20 protein-coding genes are annotated in these 23,650 nt (G+C 73.9%); 10 read left to right on the plus strand and 10 right to left on the minus strand.

Annotated elements, in window-relative coordinates:
* Positions 1–36: 36 nt before the first annotated feature.
* Positions 37–2,331, minus strand: a complete 2,295-nt coding sequence (locus ACWEPX_RS17060; protein WP_451898129.1) for a sigma-70 family RNA polymerase sigma factor — start codon at positions 2,329–2,331, stop codon at positions 37–39.
* A 159-nt stretch (positions 2,332–2,490) separates the two neighbouring features.
* Here ACWEPX_RS17060 and ACWEPX_RS17065 point away from each other — a divergent pair, with 159 nt between their 5' ends.
* Genes ACWEPX_RS17065 through ACWEPX_RS17080 form a run of 4 tightly spaced genes read left to right on the plus strand, consistent with a single transcriptional unit; the run spans position 2,491 to position 6,238 of the window.
* Positions 2,491–3,318, plus strand: a complete 828-nt coding sequence (locus ACWEPX_RS17065; protein WP_451898130.1) for a GGDEF domain-containing protein — start codon at positions 2,491–2,493, stop codon at positions 3,316–3,318.
* Between the two features lie 17 nt (positions 3,319–3,335).
* The gene (locus tag ACWEPX_RS17070) at positions 3,336–4,511 is read left to right on the plus strand and encodes a 5-(carboxyamino)imidazole ribonucleotide synthase (protein WP_451898131.1); all 1,176 of its coding nucleotides are present in this window, start codon (positions 3,336–3,338) and stop codon (positions 4,509–4,511) included.
* Positions 4,512–4,543: 32 nt separating this feature from the next.
* Entirely contained in the window at positions 4,544–5,032 is a 489-nt protein-coding gene (purE, locus tag ACWEPX_RS17075; protein WP_451898327.1) for a 5-(carboxyamino)imidazole ribonucleotide mutase, read from the plus strand.
* Between the two features lie 51 nt (positions 5,033–5,083).
* Positions 5,084–6,238: an acyl-CoA dehydrogenase family protein gene (locus ACWEPX_RS17080; protein WP_451898132.1), complete on the plus strand. Its 1,155-nt coding sequence runs from the start codon at positions 5,084–5,086 to the stop codon at positions 6,236–6,238.
* Between the two features lie 19 nt (positions 6,239–6,257).
* Here ACWEPX_RS17080 and ACWEPX_RS17085 read toward each other — a convergent pair whose 3' ends face one another.
* The gene (locus ACWEPX_RS17085) at positions 6,258–7,475 is read right to left on the minus strand and encodes a helix-turn-helix domain-containing protein (protein ID WP_451898133.1); all 1,218 of its coding nucleotides are present in this window, start codon (positions 7,473–7,475) and stop codon (positions 6,258–6,260) included.
* A 96-nt stretch (positions 7,476–7,571) separates the two neighbouring features.
* Positions 7,572–7,925 (minus strand): hypothetical protein, encoded by a 354-nt coding sequence (locus tag ACWEPX_RS17090; protein WP_451898134.1) that lies wholly within the window; start codon positions 7,923–7,925, stop codon positions 7,572–7,574.
* A 157-nt stretch (positions 7,926–8,082) separates the two neighbouring features.
* On the opposite strand from ACWEPX_RS17090, the gene ACWEPX_RS17095 reads away from it, so the two are divergent.
* Together ACWEPX_RS17095 and ACWEPX_RS17100 are read left to right on the plus strand one after the other, a co-directional pair.
* Positions 8,083–9,237: a right-handed parallel beta-helix repeat-containing protein gene (locus ACWEPX_RS17095; protein ID WP_451898135.1), complete on the plus strand. Its 1,155-nt coding sequence runs from the start codon at positions 8,083–8,085 to the stop codon at positions 9,235–9,237.
* 68 nt (positions 9,238–9,305) lie between these two features.
* A complete protein-coding gene (locus tag ACWEPX_RS17100) occupies positions 9,306–9,812 on the plus strand; it encodes a DinB family protein (protein ID WP_451898136.1) in 507 nt (168 codons plus the stop codon).
* A 311-nt stretch (positions 9,813–10,123) separates the two neighbouring features.
* Here ACWEPX_RS17100 and ACWEPX_RS17105 read toward each other — a convergent pair whose 3' ends face one another.
* The 4 genes from ACWEPX_RS17105 to ACWEPX_RS17120 form a co-directional block, all read right to left on the minus strand.
* Complete coding sequence (locus ACWEPX_RS17105; protein WP_451898137.1) at positions 10,124–10,900, minus strand: SDR family NAD(P)-dependent oxidoreductase; 777 nt, start codon at positions 10,898–10,900, stop codon at positions 10,124–10,126.
* Positions 10,897–11,559: a TIGR03089 family protein gene (locus ACWEPX_RS17110; protein WP_451898138.1), complete on the minus strand. Its 663-nt coding sequence runs from the start codon at positions 11,557–11,559 to the stop codon at positions 10,897–10,899. Before ACWEPX_RS17110 ends, ACWEPX_RS17105 begins: the two co-directional genes overlap by 4 nt.
* An 8-nt stretch (positions 11,560–11,567) precedes the next feature.
* Positions 11,568–12,737 (minus strand): LCP family protein, encoded by a 1,170-nt coding sequence (locus ACWEPX_RS17115; RefSeq protein WP_451898139.1) that lies wholly within the window; start codon positions 12,735–12,737, stop codon positions 11,568–11,570.
* 103 nt (positions 12,738–12,840) lie between these two features.
* Entirely contained in the window at positions 12,841–14,370 is a 1,530-nt protein-coding gene (locus ACWEPX_RS17120) for an LCP family protein (protein ID WP_451898140.1), read from the minus strand.
* 161 nt (positions 14,371–14,531) lie between these two features.
* Here ACWEPX_RS17120 and rfbB point away from each other — a divergent pair, with 161 nt between their 5' ends.
* The 4 genes from rfbB to ACWEPX_RS17140 all read left to right on the plus strand — a co-directional run bounded on the left by rfbB (position 14,532) and on the right by ACWEPX_RS17140 (position 18,541).
* Entirely contained in the window at positions 14,532–15,515 is a 984-nt protein-coding gene (gene rfbB, locus ACWEPX_RS17125) for a dTDP-glucose 4,6-dehydratase (RefSeq protein WP_451898141.1), read from the plus strand.
* Entirely contained in the window at positions 15,512–16,387 is an 876-nt protein-coding gene (gene rfbD, locus ACWEPX_RS17130) for a dTDP-4-dehydrorhamnose reductase (RefSeq protein ID WP_451898142.1), read from the plus strand. Before rfbB ends, rfbD begins: the two co-directional genes overlap by 4 nt.
* 166 nt (positions 16,388–16,553) lie before the next feature.
* A complete protein-coding gene (locus ACWEPX_RS17135) occupies positions 16,554–17,120 on the plus strand; it encodes a carbohydrate-binding protein (protein ID WP_451898143.1) in 567 nt (188 codons plus the stop codon).
* Entirely contained in the window at positions 17,114–18,541 is a 1,428-nt protein-coding gene (locus ACWEPX_RS17140) for a M28 family peptidase (protein WP_451898144.1), read from the plus strand. Before ACWEPX_RS17135 ends, ACWEPX_RS17140 begins: the two co-directional genes overlap by 7 nt.
* A gap of 1 nt (position 18,542) precedes the next feature.
* Here the strand turns inward: ACWEPX_RS17140 and ACWEPX_RS17145 are convergent, their stop codons facing one another.
* The 3 genes from ACWEPX_RS17145 to ACWEPX_RS17155 all read right to left on the minus strand — a co-directional run bounded on the left by ACWEPX_RS17145 (position 18,543) and on the right by ACWEPX_RS17155 (position 23,650).
* Positions 18,543–19,622, minus strand: a complete 1,080-nt coding sequence (locus tag ACWEPX_RS17145) for a glycosyltransferase family 4 protein (protein WP_451898145.1) — start codon at positions 19,620–19,622, stop codon at positions 18,543–18,545.
* A gap of 531 nt (positions 19,623–20,153) precedes the next feature.
* The gene (locus ACWEPX_RS17150; protein WP_451898146.1) at positions 20,154–22,649 is read right to left on the minus strand and encodes a glycosyltransferase; all 2,496 of its coding nucleotides are present in this window, start codon (positions 22,647–22,649) and stop codon (positions 20,154–20,156) included.
* A 131-nt stretch (positions 22,650–22,780) separates the two neighbouring features.
* A complete protein-coding gene (locus tag ACWEPX_RS17155; RefSeq protein ID WP_451898147.1) occupies positions 22,781–23,650 on the minus strand; it encodes a glycosyltransferase family 2 protein in 870 nt (289 codons plus the stop codon).

Consider the following 23,650-nt stretch of genomic DNA (forward strand, 5'->3'; position numbering starts at 1 on the left):
CCGATCACCGGTCGTGATCGAGCCCCCACCGGGCGCTCAGCAGGATGCGCCCGAACGGCCCCGTCCCTGGTTGCCCCGGCAGTCGGAACGGGATTCCCCCTTACCGCGCCGTGTGGTCGTGCTGGGCGCGGTCGTCGTGGTCGGGGGTGTCGTGGTGGGGGCGGTCGTGGACGTCGAGGTCGTCGGGCTGGGTGCCGGGGGCACGGCGGTCGCGGGCGCCTGCTCGGCGGGCGGCGCGGGGGCGCTCGGCGGCGCGGTCGGGGCCCCGGTGGCCTCCGGCCGGGTCGGGGGGACCGGCGGGGCGGGCGGGTCGGCCGGGGCTGGCGGGTGCGGCGGGTGCACCTGCGGCCACCACGGGCCGAACGGCGGGACCTTGAGCCGGACGGTCTGGACCGCCGTGCCGAGCGTGCCGGTCACGGTGATGTCGCGCCAGGTGAGGTCGTTCGGGTGGTCGAAGTGGCGGCGCACCCGCAGTTGCAGCCGGACGCCCTCGCCCGGCTCGACCGCGTCGCGCGTGCGGCAGGTCGTGGTGGTGCGGTCGGTGGCGCAGGTGATCCCCGGCCCCGAGATCTGCTTGCCGGGCACGTCCGCGGTGATCTCGATGGGCTTGGTGCTCTCGCCGGTGTTGCGGGCGCGCACGGTGAGGATGATGTCGCGGCCCCACGGCCAGATCGTCTCGAACCAGCCGTCGTTGTGGGCGTCGGCGGTGAGCCGGATGCCGTCGGGCTTCTCCCGCACCTGGATGGGCACCGAGATCGACAGCCGGATGGCCGACCCCGCGGTGACCGACCCGGTGATCGTGCTGCCCGCCGAGCCGGGCGTGGCGACCAGGCGGAACACCAGGGTCACCGACTCCCCGGGGAGCAGGCCGTCGCCGCTGGTGCAGGTGACCGTGCCCGAGCCGCCGGGGCAGCGCACGGTCCCGGTCTGCGGGGCGGCGTTGAGCCGCAGCAGCGGCTCCGCGCCCAGCCGCTGGCCCTCCACCGCCCGCACGCCGCGCGGCAGCGCCAGCGTGGCCACCACCGGCTCGGACACGCTGCCACCGGTGTTGCGCACGGTGATCGGCAGGTCGGCAGGCCCGCCGCCGACGACGAGGGCCACCGGCTCCAGCGGGTCGGTCGCCAGGCTCGGCGGGCCGGGGGTGGGCTCGGGGGCGGGCTCGGGCGGCGGCTGGACCGGGGCCGGGGCGTGCGGCGGCACCGGGTCGGCGGGCGGGGGCTGCTGCGGCTGCGGCGCGGGCGGCTGCGGGGCAGGGCTGGGTCGGTACGGCGCGGGCGAGGGCTGCGGGGACTGCGGAGCAGTGGGCTGCGGGGCCTGGGTGGTGACCGGTGGGGGCGGCGCGGCGACGGCCGGGACCGGTGGGGCGCTGCCCCCGGTGAGGCCGACGGCGATCGCCGCGACCAGCGCGACGCCGGAGGCGGCCACGCCCAGGACCTGCCGCGGGGCGCCGCTGATCGCGCCCGCGACCCCGCTGGCCGACGCGCCCGCCCCGGCTGCGGCCACGGCGCCCGCCGCGGTCGCCTTGGCCGCGGCCAGGTACGCCGCGGCCGCGCCCGTGCCCAGCACCAGCGGCGCGATGAACACCCGCAGGCCGCCGTTGATGTCGGCCAGCTCGGCGGCCAGCGCCCGGCACCGGTCGCACTGGTCGAGGTGGGCCTCCACCTGCGCGGTCTCCCGCTTGGCCAGCCCGCCGCGCACCCACGCGCCGAGCCGCTCGGTCGCCGCCCGGCAGCTCTGGGCGTCGGTCTCGGCCAGGTGCACCTGCAGGTACGCCTGGCGCAGGCCCTCGCGGGCCCGGTAGGCCAGCGCGGAGACGCCGTTGGGCGTCAGGCCGAGCAGCGGGGCGACCTGGGCGGGGGACTGGCCCTCGATCTCGGTGTGCCAGAGCACGGCCTGCCAGCGCTCGGGCAGCCGGGCGAAGGCGCGGGCGGCCAGCGAGCGGTCCAGGCCCGCGACCGCGGTGTCGGTGAACGGCACGCTCACCGCGGCCGGGTCGACACCACTCACCTGGGTGACGTCGTCGGAGAACTCGACGCGGCGGTCCCGGCGGGTCTTGTCGTAGGCGGTGTGGCGCAGCGCGGTCAGCAGGTACGCCCGGAAGGCCGACTCGGGCCCGCGGCCGTGGCGGAGGGTGTCGAGCACCTTGGCGAACGCCTCGGAGACCAGGTCGTCGGCCTCGGCCGGGGAGCGCGTGAGCTGCCTGGCCAGGTTGTAGGCCGCGGCCACGTGCCGCTCGTACAGGGTGCCGTAGTCGGACACGGCGCCACCGCGCACCGATTCGAGCAGATCGGCGTCGCTGGGGCCATCGACGTCCGCGGGAACGGTCGACACGGTCCTCCCCTCCCGGGCCGGGATTCCGCCCGCCTGGCCGCGCGCGGATGCCCAGTGTGACGGATCGGTGTGGAGCCGTCACGTTATCCCGCGGCAGCCGCGTCACGAGTGCCGCCGCCTGCCGTCACCCATCCGGGCGGTCGAGGGAGAGGACAGCGCGTGGCCGTACGTGAGGCTGGCTCCACCTGGCGCGGTGACGCCGACGGGGTCGACCGGCTGGTGCGCGAGCTGCGGTCCCGCTGGCGCGCGGCGAGCCTGGCGGCCGGGTGGCGCTTCCCCAGCGACTGGGGGCTGCCCGAGGTCGACGAGGTGTGCCTGGCGGTGGTGTCCGGGCGGGGGATGGCCGGCGCGCTCGACGGCCTCGGCCGGGCCAGGGCGCGCTCGGGGGCCGGGCTGGACGAGGCGCTGGGCGACCTCGCCGCCCTGCACGCGGTGCTGGAGTCGCCGTCGGTCGGGCTGGTCGGGGCCGATCCTGACGCGACGCCCGCGCCGCTGCTGCGGGTGCTCGCCCTGGCGTGGGCGGACGCGGCGATGGGGGAGTTCGGCGCGGTCGCGGCCACGGAGAACCTGACCGGCCTGGCCACCCCGGAGTACCTGCGGGTGCGCCTGGGCGAGGTCTACCGCGCGGGCCTGCGCTGCGGGGTCCCGGCGGCGGACACGCACGTGCTGATCGTGGTCTCCGTCGACCTGTCGCGGACCGCGGGCTGGCCCCGGCTGATGGCGATGGCCCTGGTCGGCGACGTGCTGCGGGAGGTGTTCGACGGCGGGGAGAGCCTGGCCGTGCTCGGCCCGTCGGTGGCCGCGGTGCTGGCCGAGCGCGGCCGCGGCCTGGCCGAGCGGGCCGCCCGCACCCGGGCGCTGGTCGCCGAGCGGTTCGCGGTCGACCCCGCGCTGCGCGCCCTGCGCACGCCGCGGCTGCGGGTGGAGCGGCTGCCGTGCTCGGAGGACGTCGCGCGGGAGTTGGTGGACCGGCTCGGGCGGGCGTGACGTACTCTCCTCGGACCGTGGACGAACGCACCGGATTGCCCGTGGTCGGGATGGTCGGCGGCGGTCAGCTGGCGCGCATGACGCACCAGGCCGCGGTCGCCCTCGGCCAGACGCTGCACGTGCTGGCCGTGTCGGCCGACGACCCCGCCGCGCTGGTCTCCCCGGCGATCTCCCTGGGCAGCCACACCGACCTCGACGCCCTGCGCGCCTTCGCCGCGGGCTGCGACGTGCTGACCTTCGACCACGAGCACGTGCCCACCGAGCACCTGCGCGCGCTGGCCGCCGACGGCGTGGTCGTGCGCCCGGGCCCCGACGCGCTGGTGCACGCCCAGGACAAGCTGGTCATGCGCCGCAGGCTGGCCGAGATGGGCGTGCCGGTGCCGGAGTTCGCCGAGGTGAGCGGCGTCGACGACGTGCTCAAGTTCGGCGACGCCCACGGCTGGCCGGTGGTGCTCAAGACCGCGCGCGGCGGCTACGACGGCCGCGGCGTCTGGATGCTCGACGCCGACACCGCGCCCGAGGTGGTGGCCTCGCTGGCCGGTCGGCCGCTGCTGGTCGAGCAGAAGGTGGCCATGCGCCGGGAGCTGTCCGCGCTGGTGGCCCGCTCCCCGTTCGGCCAGGGCGCGTGCTGGCCGGTGGTGGAGACCGTGCAGGTGGACGGGATCTGCGTGGAGACGATCGCGCCCGCGCCCGGCCTCAGCGAGGAGCTGGAGCAGCAGGCGCAGGAGCTGGCCCTGCGGGTAGCGCACGAGCTGGACGTGGTGGGCGTGCTGGCCGTGGAGCTGTTCGAGACCGAGGACGGCATCGTCGTCAACGAGCTGGCGATGCGCGCCCACAACTCCGGGCACTGGACCATCGAGGGCGCGCGGACCTCGCAGTTCGAGCAGCACCTGCGGGCCGTGCTGGACTACCCGCTGGGCGCGACGGACATGGTCGCCCCCTTCGTGGTGATGGCGAACGTGCTCGGCGCGCCCGAGGCGCCGCCGATGGGGCTCGACGAGCGCATCCACCACCTGTTCGCGCGGTTCCGCGACGCGCGCGTGCACTGCTACGGCAAGCAGGAGCGGCCCGGGCGCAAGGTCGGGCACGTGACGCTGCTCGGCGCCGACCTGGCCGACGTGCGGGCCCGGGCCAAGCTCGCCGCCCACTGGCTGTCCCACGCCGTCTGGCTCGACGGCCACCAGATCCACTAGGAGCGCCAACCGTGACTCTCGTCGGCATCATCATGGGCAGCGACTCGGACTGGCCGGTCATGTCGGCCGCGGCCGCGGCGCTGGACGAGTTCGACGTGCCCCACGAGGTGGGCGTCTACTCCGCGCACCGCACCCCGCGGCGGATGATGGACTACGCCGAGTCGGCCGCGGGCCGCGGGCTGCGGGTGATCATCGCCGGGGCGGGCGGCGCGGCGCACCTGCCGGGCATGGTCGCCTCGGCGACGACGCTGCCGGTGATCGGGGTGCCGGTGCCGCTCAAGCACCTCGACGGCATGGACTCGCTGCTGTCGATCGTCCAGATGCCCGCGGGGATCCCGGTGGCGACGGTGTCCATCGGCGGGGCGCGCAACGCGGGCCTGCTCGCGGTGCGGATGCTCGCCGCGGCCGATCAGGACCTGGCCGCCCGGATGGCGGAATTCCAGGCGTCGCTGGAGCGGCTGGTGCTGGAGAAGGACGAAGCGCTGCGGACGTCGGTGCGTCACAACACAAGGACATCCTAGTAAACGGTTGCTAACCTGGTGGCCGGACTTCGTGGCTACCGGGAGGTAACAGTGGACGCCGGTCTCTACCAGCTCAGCGACGAGCACAACGCGCTGCGCGAGGCCGTGCGCGACCTCGCCGAGAAGGAGATCGCCCCGCACGCCGCCGACGTCGACGAGCAGGAGCGCTACCCCAGCGAGGCGTCGGCGGCGCTGGCCAAGGCCGGGTTCGCCGCCCCGCACATCCCCGAGGCCTACGACGGCCAGGGCGCGGACTCGGTGGCGACCAACATCGTCATCGAGGAGGTGGCGCGCGTCTGCGCCTCGTCCTCGCTCATCCCGGCGGTCAACAAGCTCGGCACGATGAACCTCATCCTGGGCGGCTCCGAGGAGCTCAAGCGGCAGGTCCTCCCGGCCATCGCCGCGGGCGAGATGGCCTCCTACGCCCTCTCCGAGCGCGAGGCGGGCTCGGACACCGCGTCCATGCGCACCCGCGCCCGGCTCGACGGCTCCCACTGGGTGCTCAACGGCACCAAGTGCTGGATCACCAACGCGGGCGAGTCGTCCTGGTACACGGTGATGGCCGTGTCGGACCCGAACGCCGCCAAGCCCGCCGACGGCATCTCGGCGTTCATGGTCCACAAGGACGACCCGGGCTTCGTGGTCGGCCCCAAGGAGCGCAAGCTCGGCATCAAGGGCTCCCCGACCCGCGAGATCTACTTCGAGGACTGCACCATCCCCGCCGACCGCATCATCGGCGAACCCGGCCAGGGCCTGCGCCTGGCCTTCCGCACCCTCGACCACACCCGCCACTCCATCGGCGCCCAAGCACTCGGCATCGCCCAGGGCGCCCTCGACGCCACGATCGCCTACGTCAAGGACCGCAAGCAGTTCGGCCGCGCGATCGCCGACTTCCAGGGCGTCCAGTTCATGCTGGCCGACATGGCGATGAAGATCGAAGCCGCCCGCCACCTCGTCTACGCCGCCGCCGCCCAGGTCGAACGCGGCGAGAAGAACGGCAGCTTCGCCTCCAGCGCCGCCAAGACCTTCGCCTCCGACACGGCGATGGAGGTCACCACCAACGCCGTCCAACTCTTCGGCGGCGCAGGCTACACCCGCGACTTCCCCGTAGAACGCATGATGCGCGACGCGAAGATCACCCAGATCTACGAGGGCACCAACCAAATCCAGCGCATGGTGATGGCGCGGGCGCTGCTCAAGGGGTAGACGCTCGCAGCAGCCGGTCTCACCCGGCTGCTGCCTCATCCCTTTGGGCTAGCCCCATTCGCCACCCCAGCCCGCGCAGCTCGCGTGCCGCGCCTGCCGGTGGGCTGGGGCTGCTGAGCAGACCCGCCACCGCTTCGCGGGCGTAGGGGTTGTTGCGGAAGTGCTGCGGGGCGATCCCCTCGGCGCGCAGCAACGCCGCGAAACCCTGGCGGTGGCGCTGCCGGTCGGTGAGCAGGGTGCGGCCGTAGTCGACCCAGAACGCCGACTGGCGGTTGACCGAGATCGCGGTCAGGCCCCGCGGTGCAGGCCGGTCGTGCAGCCAGGCGTGCTCGCCGATCTCCGCGCCGATGGCGGCCCGCCAGATGGCCGCGTTGGTGCGGCCGAACAGCATCATGCCCCCGCCCGGCCAGGGGCTCACGTCGACGTCCATCGACTCGGCCAGGGCTTCGGCCTCGTCGAGGTGGGTCGCGGCGCCTGCGGTGTCGCCGAGCACCGCGGCGGACAGCGCGGCGTTGAGGTGCAGCATGCCCACGGTCTCCGGGCGCGTCGCGGGGGCCCGGTCCAGCGCGCGGACGGCGAGCCGGTGCTGCCGTTCCCGGTTCGCCCCGCGGTGGCGCTGCACCCGGGACCACTCGGCGACCGCCAGCCACACCGGGTCGTCGAGCTCTTCGGCGACCTGCCCCACCCGGTCGACGGCCAGCAGGGCGCCGCCGGGCGCGCCGAGGGCGAGCAGCAGCCCGCCGAGGTTGTCGTAGAGCCGCAGCAGCGCCAGCAGCGCCGGGCGCCGCCTGCCCGGCACGGCGGCCGCGGCCAGCAGGTCGAGCACAAGGCCCGGGACCAGTTCGGCCTGGCCTGCCAGGTCGGCCGCCGACCGCAGCTGCTCCTGCCGGTCGACGTCGGCCTGCACCGCCGCCCACGGGCGCGGCGGGACGTCCGGGACCTCGCCGGGTCGCCACTCCAGCGCGTCCAGCAGCGGCCCGATCGCCGCCCGCGCGACAGCGGAGCACTCATCGTTGGGCGGGTACGGCTTGCCGACCAGTTCGGCCGGGTCGACGCGCAGTGCGGAGGCCAGCGCCTCCAGCGTCGCCCGCTTGGTCACCGGCCGCAGCCCGCGTTCGATGCGGGACAGGTAGCCGGGCGACATCCCCGCCAAGCCCGCGACCGCCGTCAGGCTGACCTTCCGCCACGCGCGGATCTCGCGCACGCGACGGCCGATGCTGGAGTCGTCGAGGTCCACGGGGACACCCCTTCGCCGAGGCCCTCCGCCGTGGTGGTCCGGCGGCCTGCCGAGATCGAGACTAGCCACTTGCCGCGCATTGCTTGCCTGCCAACGTCATCTGGCCCAGCGGAGCAGGGTGGTGGGTAGGTGGGGTTGGGGGTGGGGGGTGGTGGGCGCGGCCGGGTTGGGGGTCGGTGGGGGGAGGGTGTGGACGGCGTGGGTGACGGTGAGGGCGGGGCCGTCGTGGTGCCAGGTTATGTGGTTGTCGGGGTTGGCTCGGATGGCTTCGGCGTGGTGTTCGGAGTGCAGGACGAGGCCGTCCCACCAGCCGTCTGGCCAGGTGCGGATGGCGTAGCCTGCGATGATCTGGCCGGTTTCGTCCTGCGGGTAGGCGAAGGACCAGCCGTCCTGGCTCATCTGCTGCAGGACGTCGAGGACGCCCTTCACCGGTCGGGTGGGGGATTCCATGGCCACCTCCTCGCGTCGGACGGTAGGAAAGGTCGGGGGTTCGGCGTTTACCCCTTGTCAACGCGCCCGTCACATCACCCGTTCGGGGGCAGGGGGACACGCCCACCGTCGGCGGGAATGGGCCGGAGTCGGGCGGGGGTTCGGTGAGGCTCAGCGGATGACGACGGTGACCACCGAGGCCGACCTCCGCGCTGCGCTGCTCGACGGCGGGGACATCGTCGCCGATCTCGCGGTCGAGCTGGCTGAGCCGCTGGTGGTCGGGGTCGCGGGGACGCGGGTGCGGGGTGGGCGGTACCGGGTGGCGTCGGGGCCCGCGTGGGTCGGGGGTGTGGGCGGCGTCGAGCTGGCGGAGCTGTGGGTGGAGGGCGGCGGGCTGGCGGCGGGGTTCGAGAAGGGGCAGCGGCTGGTGCACCTGGCAGGCAGCCAGGAAGCGCCCCTGGCGGGGGTGGTGGTGCGGGATTGCAGGCTGGGGGAGTCGCGGGGCGACGCGATCCGGTTGGAGTGGTGCGTCGACTCGCAGGTGCGCGGCGTGGTGGTGCGCGGGGTGCTGTACGCGGGGGTGATGGTGCTGTCCGGCGACCGGGTGGCCGTGCAGGGCTGCACGATCGCGGACGCGCCGCTGACGCCCGGGGTGGTGAACACCTACGGCGTCGCGTTCACGGACTCGGGCAACACCGAGGCCGCGCGGTCGCGGGACTGCTCGGTCGTGGGGACCGTGGTGCGCCAGGTCGACTGGGAGGGGATCGACACCCACGGCGGGGACGGCATCCTCGTCAGCGGCAACACCGTCGTCGGCTGCCCGCGGGGCGTCGCCCTGGTGGTCGGGAACGAGACCAGGACGACCGTGCCGACGCGGTGCGTCGTCACCGGGAACTCCATCAGCGCCCGCGGGATGCGGGTCGCGCCGCGGGAGGGGCTGGTGATCGGCGGGCTGCCGGGGCGCGACGCCAGCGCCGTCATCACCGGCAACCGGATCGACGGGTACCGGACGCCCTTCCGCTGGGGCGCGCACATCGGCGAGATCGCGGTCGCCGGGAACAACCATCCGATGATCCCGTGGTCCCGGTTGGACATGACCGGCAGCGACTTCGCCCCCGGCCTGGAGTACCTCGTCGACGGCGGCGAGGGCCGGTTGCGCGGCCAGCTGGTCCGGGTCGGGCTCGGGGATTACGTCGGCCGCATCCCGTCTCCGGTGGGTAGGCCCGCGGTGGCCACGCGGGTATCCGACACCCTCACCGCCTTCCCGGACGGCTCGGTGCGCGTGTCCGAACCGGACAGTCCGGACACCGGCGGCACGTGGCGGATCCGCTGAGCCTTGCGGACCGAACCTGTCCGCAAGGGTCCATACAGTGGGTACCAGCGAATGAGAAGGGGAACACGATGACCACCACCGAGACCGTCCTGACCGGCGAGCGCGCGGACATCCTCCAGGCGCTGGGCAAGGCCCGGTTCTTCCTGCGCCACACCGTGCAGGGCCTCACCGACGAGCAGGCCCGCACCCGCACCACCGACAGCGAGCTGACCCTCGGCGGGCTGATCCGGCACGTCGCCGGGACCGAGCTGCAGTGGCGGCGGTTCATCGTCGAGGGCCCGCAGGTCATGGACTTCTCCGGCGACCCGGGCCAGTGGGCCGAGATGTTCACCCTCACCGGCCCGCTCGCCGAGGTGCTCGACTGGTACGCCGAGGTGGCCCGGGAGACCGACGAGCTGGTGGCGACCGTCGACCTCGACCTGTCCCACCCGCTGCCGGAGGCGCCCTGGTTCGAGCCGGGCGCGGTGTGGTCGGCCCGCCGGGTGTTCCTGCACATCGTCGCCGAGACCGCCCAGCACGCCGGGCACGCCGACATCATCAGGGAGTCCCTGGACGGGCAGAAGTCGATGGGGTGACGCGAATGGACCACCGGCGTTGCGCCGCCGGACGCCGGTGGTCGTCCATTCGCCGCCGATGCGGTCCAGCGGGGCGGGACGACCTTGCGGCGCGGTCGATCCACTGTGACCCTGGCGAGGTGAGCACCTGTCCGCACTGCGACGGCCTGGGGCTGCTGCGCTGGCAGCAGGCGATCCCCACCGCGGACGGGTTCGTCCTGCGCGAGATGGAGCACCCGTGCCCCCGCGGCTGCGGCCCGCGGTGGCAGCACCCGGCGGCCGAAGCCGACCGGGTGGTCGAGTCAGGACCAGGCGCGTCAGTACCGGGCGCGTCAGGACCGGGCGCGGAAGAACTTGGTCACCAGCGGCTGGTAGAACGACCCGAGTAGCCGCGGCAGCAGGTCGATCACGTAGGCGTCCGGGCCGACGAGCACGCGCGCCCGGTCGCGCCGCGCGGCGTTGAGGATCGTGCGGGCGGCCGCGTCCGGGGTCGTCATCGCGATCTTGTCCAGCGCGCGGTTGAAGTCCGCCTTCTCCTCGGCGAGCGAGGTGCGGCCCTTGCGCGCGATGTTGGTCTTGATCCCGCCAGGGTGCACGCAGGTGACCCCGACGCCAGTGCCCAGCAGCTCCTGCCGCAGGGCCTCGGTGAAGCCGCGCACGGCGAACTTGGAGGCGTTGTAGGCGCTCTGCGACGGCACCGCGATCAGCCCGAAGGCGCTGGAGATGTTGACGATGGACCCGCGCGCGGCGAGGACGTGGGGCAGGAACGCGCGCGTGCCGTGCACCACGCCCCAGAAGTTGATGTCCATGATCCAGCGCAGCTCCTCATCGGACATCTGCGCGACGGTCCCCTTCAGCGCCACGCCCGCGTTGTTGACCACCAGGTCCACCCGGCCGAACTCGGCGGCCACCTCGGCGGCGTGGGCGTAGATCGCGTCGCGGTCGGACACGTCGAGCCGGTAGCGGTGGGCGCCGGTCTCCGGCAGCTCATCGATGTCGGACGCGGCGACGCGGGCGCCCTCGGCCAGCAGCCGCCGGGTGAGGGCCGCGCCGATCCCCGACGCCGCGCCCGTCACCACCGCGACCTTGTCGGCGAACGATCGGGTCATAGGTCGACGGTAGTACGCTCCGCGGCCCGGTGCGCGTCCAGCCGCGCCGGATTGCTCACCTGCACCACGGAACCACCCGCCAGCAGCGGGGCGACCACCGCGGCCAGCACCCCATCGGGGACCGTCCAGTCCATCGTGGACAGCACGCGGGCGCCGTCGGGCAGCCCGCGCGCCCGCGCGGCGGCCAGCACCTCGGCCACCGGCATCCCGGCCAGCGCCGGGGCGTCGTCGGGCACCGGCCCGCCGAGGAAGTCGTCGCCGCACAGCCGGGCCTCGCCGACGAAGTCCAGCGCCGCGCCGACCGGGCCGCCGAGGTCGCGGCCCATCGGGTCCAGCGACACCGCGGCGAGCACCCCCGAGCCGGAGCCGCCCGGCGCGACGAAGGTGACCCGCGCGTCGCCGCCCGCCACCACGTCCGCCCCGCACCACCACGCGCCCAGCAGCACCCCCGCGGTCTGCCAGTGCGCGGGCAGCCGGACGGCCACCGGGTCGCCGGGCTCGACGTCGTGCTCGTCGACGAGCCAGTTGGCGGTCTTGGCCGCCCAGTTGGCCAGGGTGGCCCCCGACAGCTCGACCCGGGTGCCCGCGGCGTCGTCGTAGTGGGTGACGGCCGGGCGGGCGGGGGACAGGCGGGACAGCAGGTGGGTGGTCAGGCTCATCGGGTTCCTCAGTCGACGCAGGGGGCGGCGGCCCGGGCGTTGAGCCGCAGCAGCTTGCCGCCCATCAGGCTCTCGCCCTGGATCGCGGGCGGGGTCGGCTTGGGCGGCGGGCTGTCCGACAGCAGCGCGGCGATGTAGGCGCGCACGGCGGGCACGTCCACGGTGATGATGCTCTGCCCGCGGTCGTTGCGCGCCCCGACCCCGGTCACCGGGATGGTCACGAACTCCACCTGGCCGGACGCCAGCGCCCTGGCCTGGTTCACCAGGTCGAGGAAGTGCAGGCCCGGGTCCATCACGACGGTCCGGGAGACCGCGTCCTCCAGCGCGGAGAGCCGGTCGGGGTCGGTCAGCGTGCCGCCGCTGAGCACCTTGTTCATCGCCGAGGCGAGGAAGGTCTGCTGGCGCACGATGCGGTCGAGGTCGCCGCGCGGCAGCCCCTTGCGCTGGCGGACGAAGGCGACGGCGTCCCCGCCGCGCACGGTCTGCTGGCCCGCCCGGAAGCTGGCCCCGGAGTCGGGGTCGCTGGTGCCGTGGTTGAGGCACACGTCCACGCCGTCGACGGCCTCGGTGAGCAGGTAGAACCCGTAGAGGGTGATCTCGGCGTAGTGGTCGACGCGCACCCCTGTCAGGCCCTGCACGGCCTGGATGAGCGCCGTGCGGCCCGCGCTGTCGGACTCGCGCTCGATCTTGGCCCGGTCGGCCTCGCCCGCGTCCACCATCGCCTGCGCCTTGAGCGCCTTGACCACGCCGAACGCGCCGTTGATCTTCTCGTCGCGGTGGCCGGGCACGGCGACGTAGGTGTCGCGCGGGATGGAGACCGCGAAGCCCTTGCCGCCGCCCTTGGGCAGGCGCAGCAGGATCAGGGTGTCGGTGTTGACCGTGTCGGTGGCCTCGGTCCGCAGCTCGCGCAGCACCTGCGCCGACAGCGGCCTGCCCTGCAGGTCGGTGCGGGTGTCGCTGCCGACGAGCAGGATGTCGGTGGCGCCGTCGTCGGCGGGCGGGGCGTCCGGGCCCTCCTGGGCGACGACCAGCGCGTCGGTCGTGGTCACCTTCTCCTGGAAGGTGTCGATCCGGGCCCAGACCACGGCCATCGCCGCGAGCACGGCCGCCGACACCAGCGCGACGACCCCGCGCCCGGTCCACAGCAGGCCGCGGCGCACCCCCGCCTTGTCCGTCACGATCCCCTCCCTCGCCCCAGTCGAAGCCTAGACAACCGGTACCCGCGGGCGCGCGGATTCGACAGCCCGCACGGGTGACCGATCACCGATCGTGATGAGGGCGTCAGTTCACGCAGGGGACCGAGCCCGCGGCGACCGCGGTCGGCCTGCCCGTCGTGGTCTGGGTGGGGGGCTTGCGCAGGATCTCCCGGCCGCCGAAGTCGGCGACCTGGTAGCCGGTGCCCAGCACCACCCGCACGTGCCCGCTGGTGAGCGCGGCGTCGGCGGCGTAGGTGAAGGTCCCGCCCAGCGACCCGGCGACGGTCCTGGCCCGGTCCTGCTCGCCGGGGGCGTGCTGGATGACCGACCCGCTGCGCACCGGCTCGTCGCCCACGCCGCCGGAGGTGTAGCCCAGGTCGGTGAGGGTCTTGAGCACGTCGCGCGCCAGGCCGAAGGTGTTGGAGGCGTTGCGCACCTCGACCGTGGTGCCCGCGGCGGGCACGCCCGGGGAACTGGTGGTGGTCGGCGGGCTGGAGGTGCCGGTGGTGCTGGTCGTGCTGGTGGCAGCGGCTTGGTCGGCCATCCCGGTCACCTGCTGGACGTAGGCGCGCACCTCGTCCGGGTCGACCTGCAGCACCGCGGCCCCGCCGATCTTGGCGTCGCCCTGGGTGGGGATGGTGTGGAACTCGATGTTGCCGCTGACCAGGCCGGACATCTGCGCGGCGAAGCGGCTGAGGTTCCAGCCGTTGGACAGCACCACCGAGCGCTGCACCGCCGAGACCAGCTCGCGGACCTTCGCCGGGCTGGTCAGCATGTCCGCCGAGAGCACCTTGTTCGCCAGCGCGCCCAGGAACACCTGCTGGCGGACGATCCGGTCGAGGTCGCCGTTGGGCAGGCCGTAGCGCTGGCGCACGAAGGCCAGCGCCTCCCGGCCTGCGACGGTCTGCCTGCCCGCCCGGAACCGGGCCCCGGAGCGCCAGTCGTCCACCGGCTCGTTCAGGCACACCTCCACGCCGCCGATGGCCTTGGTGACCTCGTAGAAGCTGGCCAGGTTGACCTCGGCGTAGCGCTCGATGGTCAGCTCCGGGCCGACCAGCCGCTCGATGGCGGCGATGAGGTTCTTGCGGCCCGCGACGGTGGCGCGCTTGTCCAGCTCGTCGGGGTCCTCGACGCCCTGCTCCATGAGCGTCCTGCGGGTGTCGTTGTAGGCGTAGGCGAAGGCGGAGTTGAGCCTGCGCTTGCCGAAGCCCTCGCCGATGTCGACCCAGGAGTCGCGGGGGAAGGAGAACGCCACCGCGCGCCTGCCGTCGACCGGGATGTGCACCAGGATCATGGTGTCGGTGTTGCGCTCGCCGTCGGACTCACCGGCGTTGAGCATGTCCAGCACCTCGCGCGGCAGCGGGTTGCCGTGGGCGTCGGTGCGGCTGTCGATGCCGACCAGCAGCAGGTCGACGGCGCCGTCGAGGGGCTCGGGCCCGGACTCGGCCACCTCGACCGGGATGACGTCGGTGGTGACGGTGTTGGCGTCGACGTCGCCGACGGTCGCCCAGCCGTACGCCGTGGCGGCCAGGACCGCGACGGAGGCCAGCGCGGCCACGCCGCGCACCAGCGCCCGGCCGCCGCGTAACCACGCCTCCTGGGCACGCTCGTCCACGCGCGTCCTCCCCGTCCCCCACCTGCCCGTCGCCCCAATTTACCGAGAATCCACTCGTAAGTGTTTGCCCGCCTTCACCGATAACACGCTGTGACGGCCTCCCCGGTTGCCTCGCGTGCGAGGATCGGGGCGCGCAGGGACGACGATCGGATGGGACGGACATGCGGGTTTTGGTCACTGGCGGCGCGGGCTTCATCGGCTCGCACTACGTGCGGCAGGCCGTTGGCGGGGCGTACCCGAGCCTGGCCGACGCCGAGGTCGTGGTGCTCGACCTGCTCACCTACGCGGGCAACCGGGCGAACCTCGCCCCGGTCGCCGACAGCCCCCGGCTGCGCTTCGTGCACGGCGACATCTGCGACGCCCTGCTGGTGTCGTCGCTGATGAAGGGCGTCGACCTGGTGGTCCACTTCGCCGCGGAGTCCCACGTCGACCGGTCCATCGCCGGGTCGGCGGAGTTCATCAGGACCAACGTGCTGGGCACCCAGACCCTCCTGCAGGCCGCCCTGGACGCCGGGGTGCGCAAGTTCGTCCACGTCTCCACCGACGAGGTCTACGGCTCGATCGACGTGGGGTCCTGGCCGGAGACCCACCCGCTGGAGCCGAACTCCCCCTACAGCGCGTCCAAGGCGTCCTCCGACCTGATTGCGCGCGCGTACTACCGCACCCACGGGCTGCCCGTCTGCATCACCCGGTGCTCGAACAACTACGGGCCGTACCAGTTCCCCGAGAAGGTCATCCCGCTGTTCACCACCAACCTGCTCGACGGGCGGAAGGTCCCGCTCTACGGCGACGGCATGAACGTCCGCGACTGGCTGCACGTGGACGACCACTGCTACGGCATCCAGCTCGTCGCCGACGGCGGCAGGCCCGGCGAGGTCTACAACATCGGCGGCGGCATCGAGCTGAGCAACCGGGAGCTGACCGCGCGGCTGCTGGCCGCGACCGGCGCCGACGAGTCGATGGTGCAGCCGGTGATCGACCGCAAGGCCCACGACCGGCGCTACTCGGTCGACATCACCAAGATCTCCACCGAGCTGGGCTACGCCCCGCGCGTGCCCTTCGACGTCGGCCTGGCCGAGACGGTGGCGTGGTACCGGGAGAACCGGTCGTGGTGGGAGCCGCTGCGCACCCGGGCCGGGGTGTGACCGTGCTGAACCTGCTGGTGCCCGGGGGCGGCGGGCAGCTGGGCCGGTCCTTGGCCGACGTGCCGGGCGTCGCGGTGCACGCGCCCACCTCCGCGGAGCTGGACGTGACCTCGGCGGGCGCGGTCATCGAGGCGGTCTCGTCGCTGGCCGCCCCGGCCGTGGTGATCAACGCATCGGCGTACACCGCGGTGGACAAGGCCGAGTCCGAGCCCGGGCGGGCGTTCGCGGTCAACGCCGACGCGCCCCGGGTGCTGGCGGCGGCCTGCTCGTCGCGCAACGTGCCACTGATCCACGTCTCCACCGACTACGTCTTCTCCGGCGAGGCGTCCGAGCCCTACGAGGTGGATTCCCCCGTCGGTCCACAGTCGACCTACGGGCTGACCAAGCTGGCCGGGGAGGACGCCGTCCTCGGCTCCGGCGCGCGGGCGTGGGTCGTGCGCACCTCGTGGGTCTACAGCGCCTACGGGTCGAACTTCGTCAAGACGATGTTGCGGTTGGAGTCCACCCGGGACAAGCTGTCCGTTGTGGACGACCAGCGCGGTTCGCCGACCTGGGCGGCCGATCTGGCCGCCGGGCTGGTCGAGCTGGCGGGCCGGATCGCGGGCGGGGACGCGCCGAAGTCGCGGGTGCTGCACTGCACCGGCGGCGGCGAGACGACCTGGTTCGAGTTCGCCAGGGCCGTGTTCACCGAATTGGGCGCCGACCCCGACCGGATCTCGCCGTGCTCGACGGCCGACTACCCGACCCCGGCCAAGCGCCCGGCGTACTCGGTGCTGTCGAACGCGGCGTGGGCCGAGGCCGGGCTGACCCCGCTGCGGCCCTGGCGCGAGGCGCTGTCGGCGGCGTTCGCCGCGGGCTTCCACAGTGGATGACGGCATACCAGTTCCCCATCACGCCGGCTGGCGCCGGTAGGCAAACCCGCTGGTCATCCCCCTTCGCGCGCGGGCGCGGGCGAAGGGGGTGACCCGATCGGCGCATTGACCCGGTTTAGGTCTAGACCTTTACTCGGCATTTCCCTGCACGTGAAGGAAGATGCCGATGACCGTTCCCCGAATGCTCCGCGCGGGCTTAGCCGCGGTCGCGGGCCTGGCGCTCGTCGCCGCGCCCGCGGCCGCCCAGACCGTCGCCAACGACTTCTCGATCGCGCTGGGCTCGGCCCAGGAGGCGATCGAGCCCGGCCAGTCGGCCAAGGTCAACGTCGAGACCCGGGTCACCGGGGGCGCCGCGCAGCAGGTGGCGCTGCGGGCAGGCGGGCTGCCCGCGGGCGCGTCCGCCACGTTCACCCCGGCGGCGATGCTGTCCGGTGACTGGGCCACCCTGCTGATCACCACCACCGCGGCCACCCCCGAGGGCACCGCGCGCATCACCATCACCGCCGACGGCGCGGACGTCGACCGCACCGTCGAGTTCACCCTCGTCGTCGGCGACGGCGAGGAGCCGCCGGGCTGCGGCGGCCTCACCCCGTGGTCGGCGACGACGGCCTACACCCCCGGCCAGGTGGTCTCGCACAACGGCCACCGGTGGGAGTCGACGTGGTACTCCACCGGAGCCGTCCCGGGCGCGCCCGGTTCCTGGGCGGCCTGGAAGGACTTGGGAGCATGCTGATGGACACCTCGAAGATCCTCCGCGGCCTCCTGGTCGCGTGCACCGGCCTGGCGCTGGTGGCCCCTGCGGCGCAGGCCGCCCCGCCCGCCCCGGCGCGGACCCTCGCCGCGCCGGACATCAGCGTCGCCAACGTCCGGGCGCACCTGAGCCAGTTCCAGGACATCGCCCAGCGCAACGGCGGCAGCCGGGCGGGCAGCGGCTACGCCGCCTCGGTGTCCTACGTGGAGCAGAAGCTGACCGCGGCCGGGTACGTCGTGCGCAGGCAGACCTGCACCAGTTGCGCAGGCCAGGCGCAGAACCTGATCGCGGACTGGCCCGGCGGCGACCCGAACAGCGTGATCATGCTCGGCTCGCACCTGGACAGCGTGTCCGCGGGCGCGGGCATCAACGACAACGGGTCCGGCTCGGCCGCCATCCTGGAGGTCGCGCTGACCCTGGCCCGGGTGAACCCCGGCCTGGCCAAGCACGTGCGCTTCGGCTGGTGGGCCGACGAGGAGTCCGGCCTGCGCGGCTCGCAGCACTACACCAGCACCCTGCCCGCGGCCGAGCGGTCGAAGATCGCCACCTACCTCAACTTCGACATGGTGGGCTCGCGCAACTGGGGCTACTTCGTCTACGACGACGTGGCCTCGATCAAGGCCCTCTTCGACGGGTACTTCCAGTCCCTGGGCATCGCCACCGAGCCCGACACCGAGGGCGACGGGCGCTCCGACCACGCCTCGTTCAAGCGCTACGGCATCCCGGTCGGCGGGCTGTTCACCGGCGCGGGCTCGCGCAAGACGGCCGCCCAGCAGCGCAAGTGGGGCGGCACGGCGAACGCCGCGTTCGACGCCTGCTACCACCGCTCGTGCGACAACCTGTCCAACGTCGCCGACACGCCGCTGAACAACGCCAGCGACGCGATCGCCCACGCGCTGTGGACGCTCGCGGTCTCCGACGAGAACCCGCCTGCCGACAACGACTACGCCCTGTCGGTGAGCCCGACCTCGGTCAGCCTCCAGCCGGGGCAGACCGTGACGGCGACGGTCTCGACCCGGGTCACCTCGGGCAACCCGCAGACCGTCGCGCTGACCGCGAGCGGGCTGCCCCCGGGGGTCACGGCCGCGTTCAGCCCGTCGTCGATCCAGACCGGCGGCTCGGCCACGCTCACGCTCACCGCGTCGGCCGCGGCCAGCGGATCGGCGCAGGTCACCATCGCCGCGGACGGACCGGACGCCGACCGCACCGCGCAGCTCGGCGTCACCGTCGGCACCCCACCGGGCGGCTGCGACGGCGCGGCGTGGAACGCGGCGACGGCCTACGCCCCCGGCGACCGGGTCGCCCACAACGGCAGGCTGTGGGAGTCGACCTGGTACTCCACCGGGGCCGAACCGGGCGCCGCGGGCTCCTGGGCGGTGTGGAAGGACCTCGGGGCCTGCTGATTCAGTTGGTGAGGGCCGTCCGGTAGGCCGCGATGGTCAGCTCGGCGCAGCGCCGCCAGGTGTGGTTGGCGGCGTGCGAGCGCCGGGTGGCCAGGGTCGCGGGCGACGGGGGGTTCTCCAGGGCCGCGGTGAGCGCCGTGGCCAGGGCCTCGGTGTCCTCGTACGGCACGAGCGTGGCGTGCCCGCCCGCGACCTCCCGCAGGGCGGGCACGTCCGTGCAGACCACCGGCACGTCGCAGGCCATCGCCTCCAGCACCGGCAGCCCGAAGCCCTCGTCCCGGGAGGGCAGCACCAGCGCCGACGCGCCGGCCACCACCGCGCGCAGGTCCACTTCGGACAGGTAGCCGGTGGACAGCACGCGGTTGGAGGTGATCGTGTGGCCGGGTCCGGCCAGCACCAGCGGGGGCAGCGCGGGCGTCGCGGCGTGGGCGTCGAGGAGCCAGTGCAGCGCCTTGCGCGGGCCTGCGCCGCCGACGAACAGCAGGTACTCCGACGGCAGCCGCAGCCGCTCGGCGAGCGCGTCGTTCGGCGGCCGGGCGGTGAACCACGCCAGGTCGACGCCCAGCGGGGTCACGGCGATCTTCTCGCTCGGCACGCCGAGCCGCTCGACCACCCGGTCGGCCACCGCCTGCGTCGGCACGCAGATCATGCGGGCGCGGCGGGCGGAGATCGCCACCAGCTCGGGCAGGTTCGCGTCGCTGGGCGGCAACTCCTCGGGGGCGTCGAGGAAGGCCAGGTCGTGGATGGTGAGCACACCCCGGGCGCGGACGGCGGCGGGCAGGACGAAGTTGGTGCCGTGCACGATGTCGGCCAGGCCCGCGAACAGCTCGACCGGGGGGAAGGGCGCCTTGAGCCAGGCCTTGCGCAGCAGCCGCGCGGGCACGGGCATGCCCCGGGCCTGGGAGCCGTGGGGGAGGACGCGGCGCAGCGCCCGCCAGCCGCGGATGGTGAAGGCGACGGCGCGCATGGAGACGCCGGGGGCGGCGGCGAGTTCCTCGGCCAGGGCGGCGGTGTAGCGGCCTACGCCGGTGCGGGGGCCTAGGAGGGGGGTGCCGTCGATGAGGGTGCGGAGGTCAGCCATGCGGGTGGTCCTGGGCTGTGGGTGCTTGCGTTGGTGTGGTTGCGATGTTGTGGCGGTGCGCGGGTTGCGTTGGGGGTGTGGTTGTGGCCTTGTGGTGGTTCGTGGCTTGCGGGGGTGTGGTTGTGGCCTTGTGGCGGCGCGCGGCTTGCGTGGGGGTCCGATGGGGTGAACTCGCATTCGCGGGGACCCCTAAGCGAAACGCCGCTTGGGCGTGAAGAGCGGTGAGGGCGGGCGAGGCCCGTTCACGCCCTGGCCAGTTTAGCGGCGTTTCGCTCCCCGCGAATGCGAGTCCACCCCATCGGACACTTGGGGTGGGGCGCGTGCTGTTTCGTGGGGGGTGGGGCTTTTGCTTCCTCGTCGGCTTCCCCTGCGGTGCTGCTGTTGGCTGCTGGTTCGCGGGTGCCGTTTCCCAGTCCGGCTCACGGGTTCTGCTTGGTGCCTGGTTCGTTGCCGGGGTTGCCCTCTCCCTGCTCCGGTTTCCCTGCTCGGGCGGTTCCCCTGCCCTGTCTCGGTCCGCTTCCCTCGCGCCGGTCATCGGTGGCCTCCTAGGCGTTCTCGGGCTACTCGGCGGAGGCGGCCTGCGGCTCGGCGGGCCAGTTCGGTGGGGCCGCCGGTGTCGAGGTATTCGCGGACGAGGGTGAGGTCGCGGCGGACTCGGGCGGAGACGCCCAGGGGTGGGCGGGTGACCAGGGGGGAGGCGCCGGGGAGGCGGTCGGCGGCCGGGTGGGGGTTGCGGCAGAAGGCGGTGAGCGGGGCCAGGACGTTCTCCCAGGTGAAGCTCTCCCGGACCACCGCGATCCGGTCGCGGCACGCGGTGGCGAAGTCGGTGTCGTAGAGGACCTTCTCCAGCGCGTCGGCCAGGGCGCTGGGGTCTTCGGAGGGGACCACGACGCCCAGGCCCTCGCGGCGGACCAGGGAGGCGAAGGAGTCGCCGTCGGTGGTGACGATGGGCAGGCCCGCCCACAGGTAGTCCAGGACGCGGGTGCGGAAGGCGAAGGTCGTCTCCACGTGCTCGAAGTGCGTGGTGACACCGCAGTCGGCGTCCAGCAGCCAGTTCTGGCGGTCCTCGTAGGGCACCCAGGTCTCGTTGAAGAACACCGACGAGCCGGTCAGGCCGAGGCGGGCGGACAGGGAGCGGACGCGGGCGCCGATGTCCATCTCGGGGACCTCGGGGTTGGGGTGCTTCATCCCGAGGAACACCAGCCGGGCGTCCGGGCGGCGGGTGGACAGCTCGGCCATCGCGTGGACGAGGGTCAGCGGGTCGAACCAGGAGTAGACCCCGCCCGCCCACAGCACGACCCGGTCCGAGCCGCCGACCAGCGGGCCCTTGATCGGGGAGCTGGTCTGCTGCGGGGGCTTGCCCGGCAGGCCGAAGGGCACCACGTCCAGCAGGGAGCGCAGGGTCGGGTCGGTGTCGTAGATGTCCGGGGTGAGCCTGCCCAGCGCCATCAGGTGGCCCAGCCAGAAGTGGCGCTGGCGCTCGGAGGCGCAGATGAAGAAGTCGCCGCGCTCCAGCTGGGCGTTGAGCACCTTGGTCACGCCGATGAGGTCCAGCTCGCGCTGCTCGGCGATCGTCTCCGCGCCCTGGTCCTTGCTCTGCTCCAGCAGCTCCAGGTGCATCGGGTCGTAGACGTCGCAGACGACGATCTTGGTCGAGCCGGGCTTCTTCAGCTCCGGGGCCAGCTCCAGGGCGTGGCCCTGCAGGATCACGATGTCGGCCCAGTCGACCTGGGCGGACAGGTCGCGGCGGCGCACGCCGAGCACGGGGAACGGCGCGTCGCCGGGGGTGCAGACCGGGTTGACCGTCACCAGCCGCACGTCGTGCTCGGCGGCCAGCACGTCGGCCATGTTCCAGGCGCGGATCGCCGGGCCCGCCATCCGCTCGGAGATCGCGTCGCCGGTGACGACCAGGACCCTGCGCTTGCCGCCGAAGGCCGCCTCCAGGCCGAACGCCTCGACCAGGATGTCGTGGGCGGCCAGGTAGCGCGGCAGCGGGTAGGCCGGTTCCAGCGCCTTGCGCATCAGCGGGACCAGGTCGGCGTCCGAGCGCACCCGCGCGGCCTGCTCGGCCTCCCGCGACGCGGTCAGCGACGGCAGCATCTCCACGAACTGGTCGATGGCGACCACGCCCGCCAGCGCCGTCGGGTGGATCTCGCGCTGGATGGGCTGGTCGCGGATCTCCAGCTGGGCCGGGTCGATCTCCCCGCGCGCGGTGGCCCGGCGCACGGCCAGCGCCATCGCCGCGGGCAGCGCCTTGGCCAGCGTGGCGTCGGAGAGGTTCTTGTAGAGCGCGGCGAGGGCGTTGCGCTCCAGCAGGTACACCTCGCGCGCCTCGGCCTCGTCCACCTTGGACATCGAGGCGTGGTGGCGGTGGAAGGCCAGCGAGTCGGGCTGGTAGCGCACCCGCCAGCCGCGCAGGTTCAGCCGCCAGCCGAGGTCGACGTCCTCGTAGAACATGAAGAACCGCTCGTCGAACCCGCCCAGCTCGGCGAACACGCTGGTCCGCACGAACATCGCCGAGCCGGTGGCGAAGAGCACGTCCCGGGGGGCGTCGTGGGCGCCGTCGTCGGGCTGGCCCGCGTGCCGCTTGTAGCCCATGCCGAACCAGGTCAGCCCGCCGTCGACGAAGTCGATGCGCTCGCCGTCCCAGTCCAGGACCTTGCTGGCCACGCAGGCGACGTCGGGGTGCTCGGCCAGCGCCCGCACGGCCGCCTTGGCCCAGTCCGGGTGCGGGCGGGCGTCGTTGTTGATGAAGGCGAGCACCCGGCCGCGGGCGTGGGCCGCCCCGAGGTTGCAGCCCCCCGCGAACCCCAGGTTCTCGTCGCTGCGGACCAGCTCGACCCCCTCGACCGCGGCGATGCGGTCGGCGTCGTCACCCCCGGAGGCGTTGTCGACGCAGATCACCTGCAGCCGGTCGGCCGGGTAGTCGAGGTCGGCACGCAGGGCCCGCAGGCACGCCACGGTGTCCTCGGCCCCTTTGTAGTTGACCACCACGACCGACAGCTCGGGCAGCACCCCCTGTGCCAATGCCTGCCTCCTCACGCCCACGCTTGCTACGCACAGGGTGCCTCATCGCAGGCTGTGATGACTCGCCGACGCCTCCAGCCAGCGGGCGTCCTCGGGCGCCGCGCCTGCCGCGCGGCCGGTGACCAGGGCGTCTAGCGCCCGGCCCACTCCCGCCACACCCGGGCGCGGTCGGCGGGGGTCCCGTGCGGGCGGGGCAGGCGGCGCAGGACCTCGGCCAGCACCCGGACCCGCAGCCCGACGCGGAAGTTGGGCGCGTCCGGCCGGGCGCGGCGCAGCGGCAGGACCGCGGTCAGCGCGGCGAAGCGGGCCAGCTGGGCCCAGGCCACCCGGCGCGGGGCGCAGCGGAAGAGGGTGCGCAAGCGGTTGCGCTCGTTCCACAGGTGGAACCGGGCCGACCCGATCGCCGAGCTGGCGCCGTGGGCGTGGGTGACCCGGGCCTCGGGCACGCTCACCACGTCCCAGCCCGCCAGCCGCATCCGCCACGCGGTGTCGGTGTCCTCGTAGTAGCAGAAGAACTCGGCCGGGACGCGCCCGGCCGCGGCGGTGCGCAGCAGCGCCGCGCCCCCGCAGAAGCCGAAGACCGGCGCGGTCGGGCTGTCGTAGCCGTAGCCGTCGGCGGTCAGCCGGATGCCCACCGACTGCGTGCCGCCGTCCGGGCGGAGCAGGTGCGCGGCCGCGGCCGCCGCGTCCGGGCGCGCGTCGAGGGCGGCCTCCAGGCGGGCCAGCCAGTCCGGGTCGGGGACGGCGTCGTCGTTGAGCCAGGCGGTGAACTCCGTCGTCGGGCGCACCGCGGCCAGCCCGCCCGCGTAGCCCGCGTTGACCGGCAGCCGCACGACCTCGACCCCGCTGGCCGCCAGCACGTCGGCGGTCCCGTCGTCGGAGGCGTTGTCCACCACCACAGTCCGGTGTGGACGGGTCTGGGCGGCCAGCCCGGCGAGGCAGGCGGCGATGTGGTCGCGGCCCCGCCAGGTGACCACGACGACCGTCGTGCGGGCATCCAC

The organism is Actinokineospora sp. NPDC004072 (genome assembly GCF_053604195.1).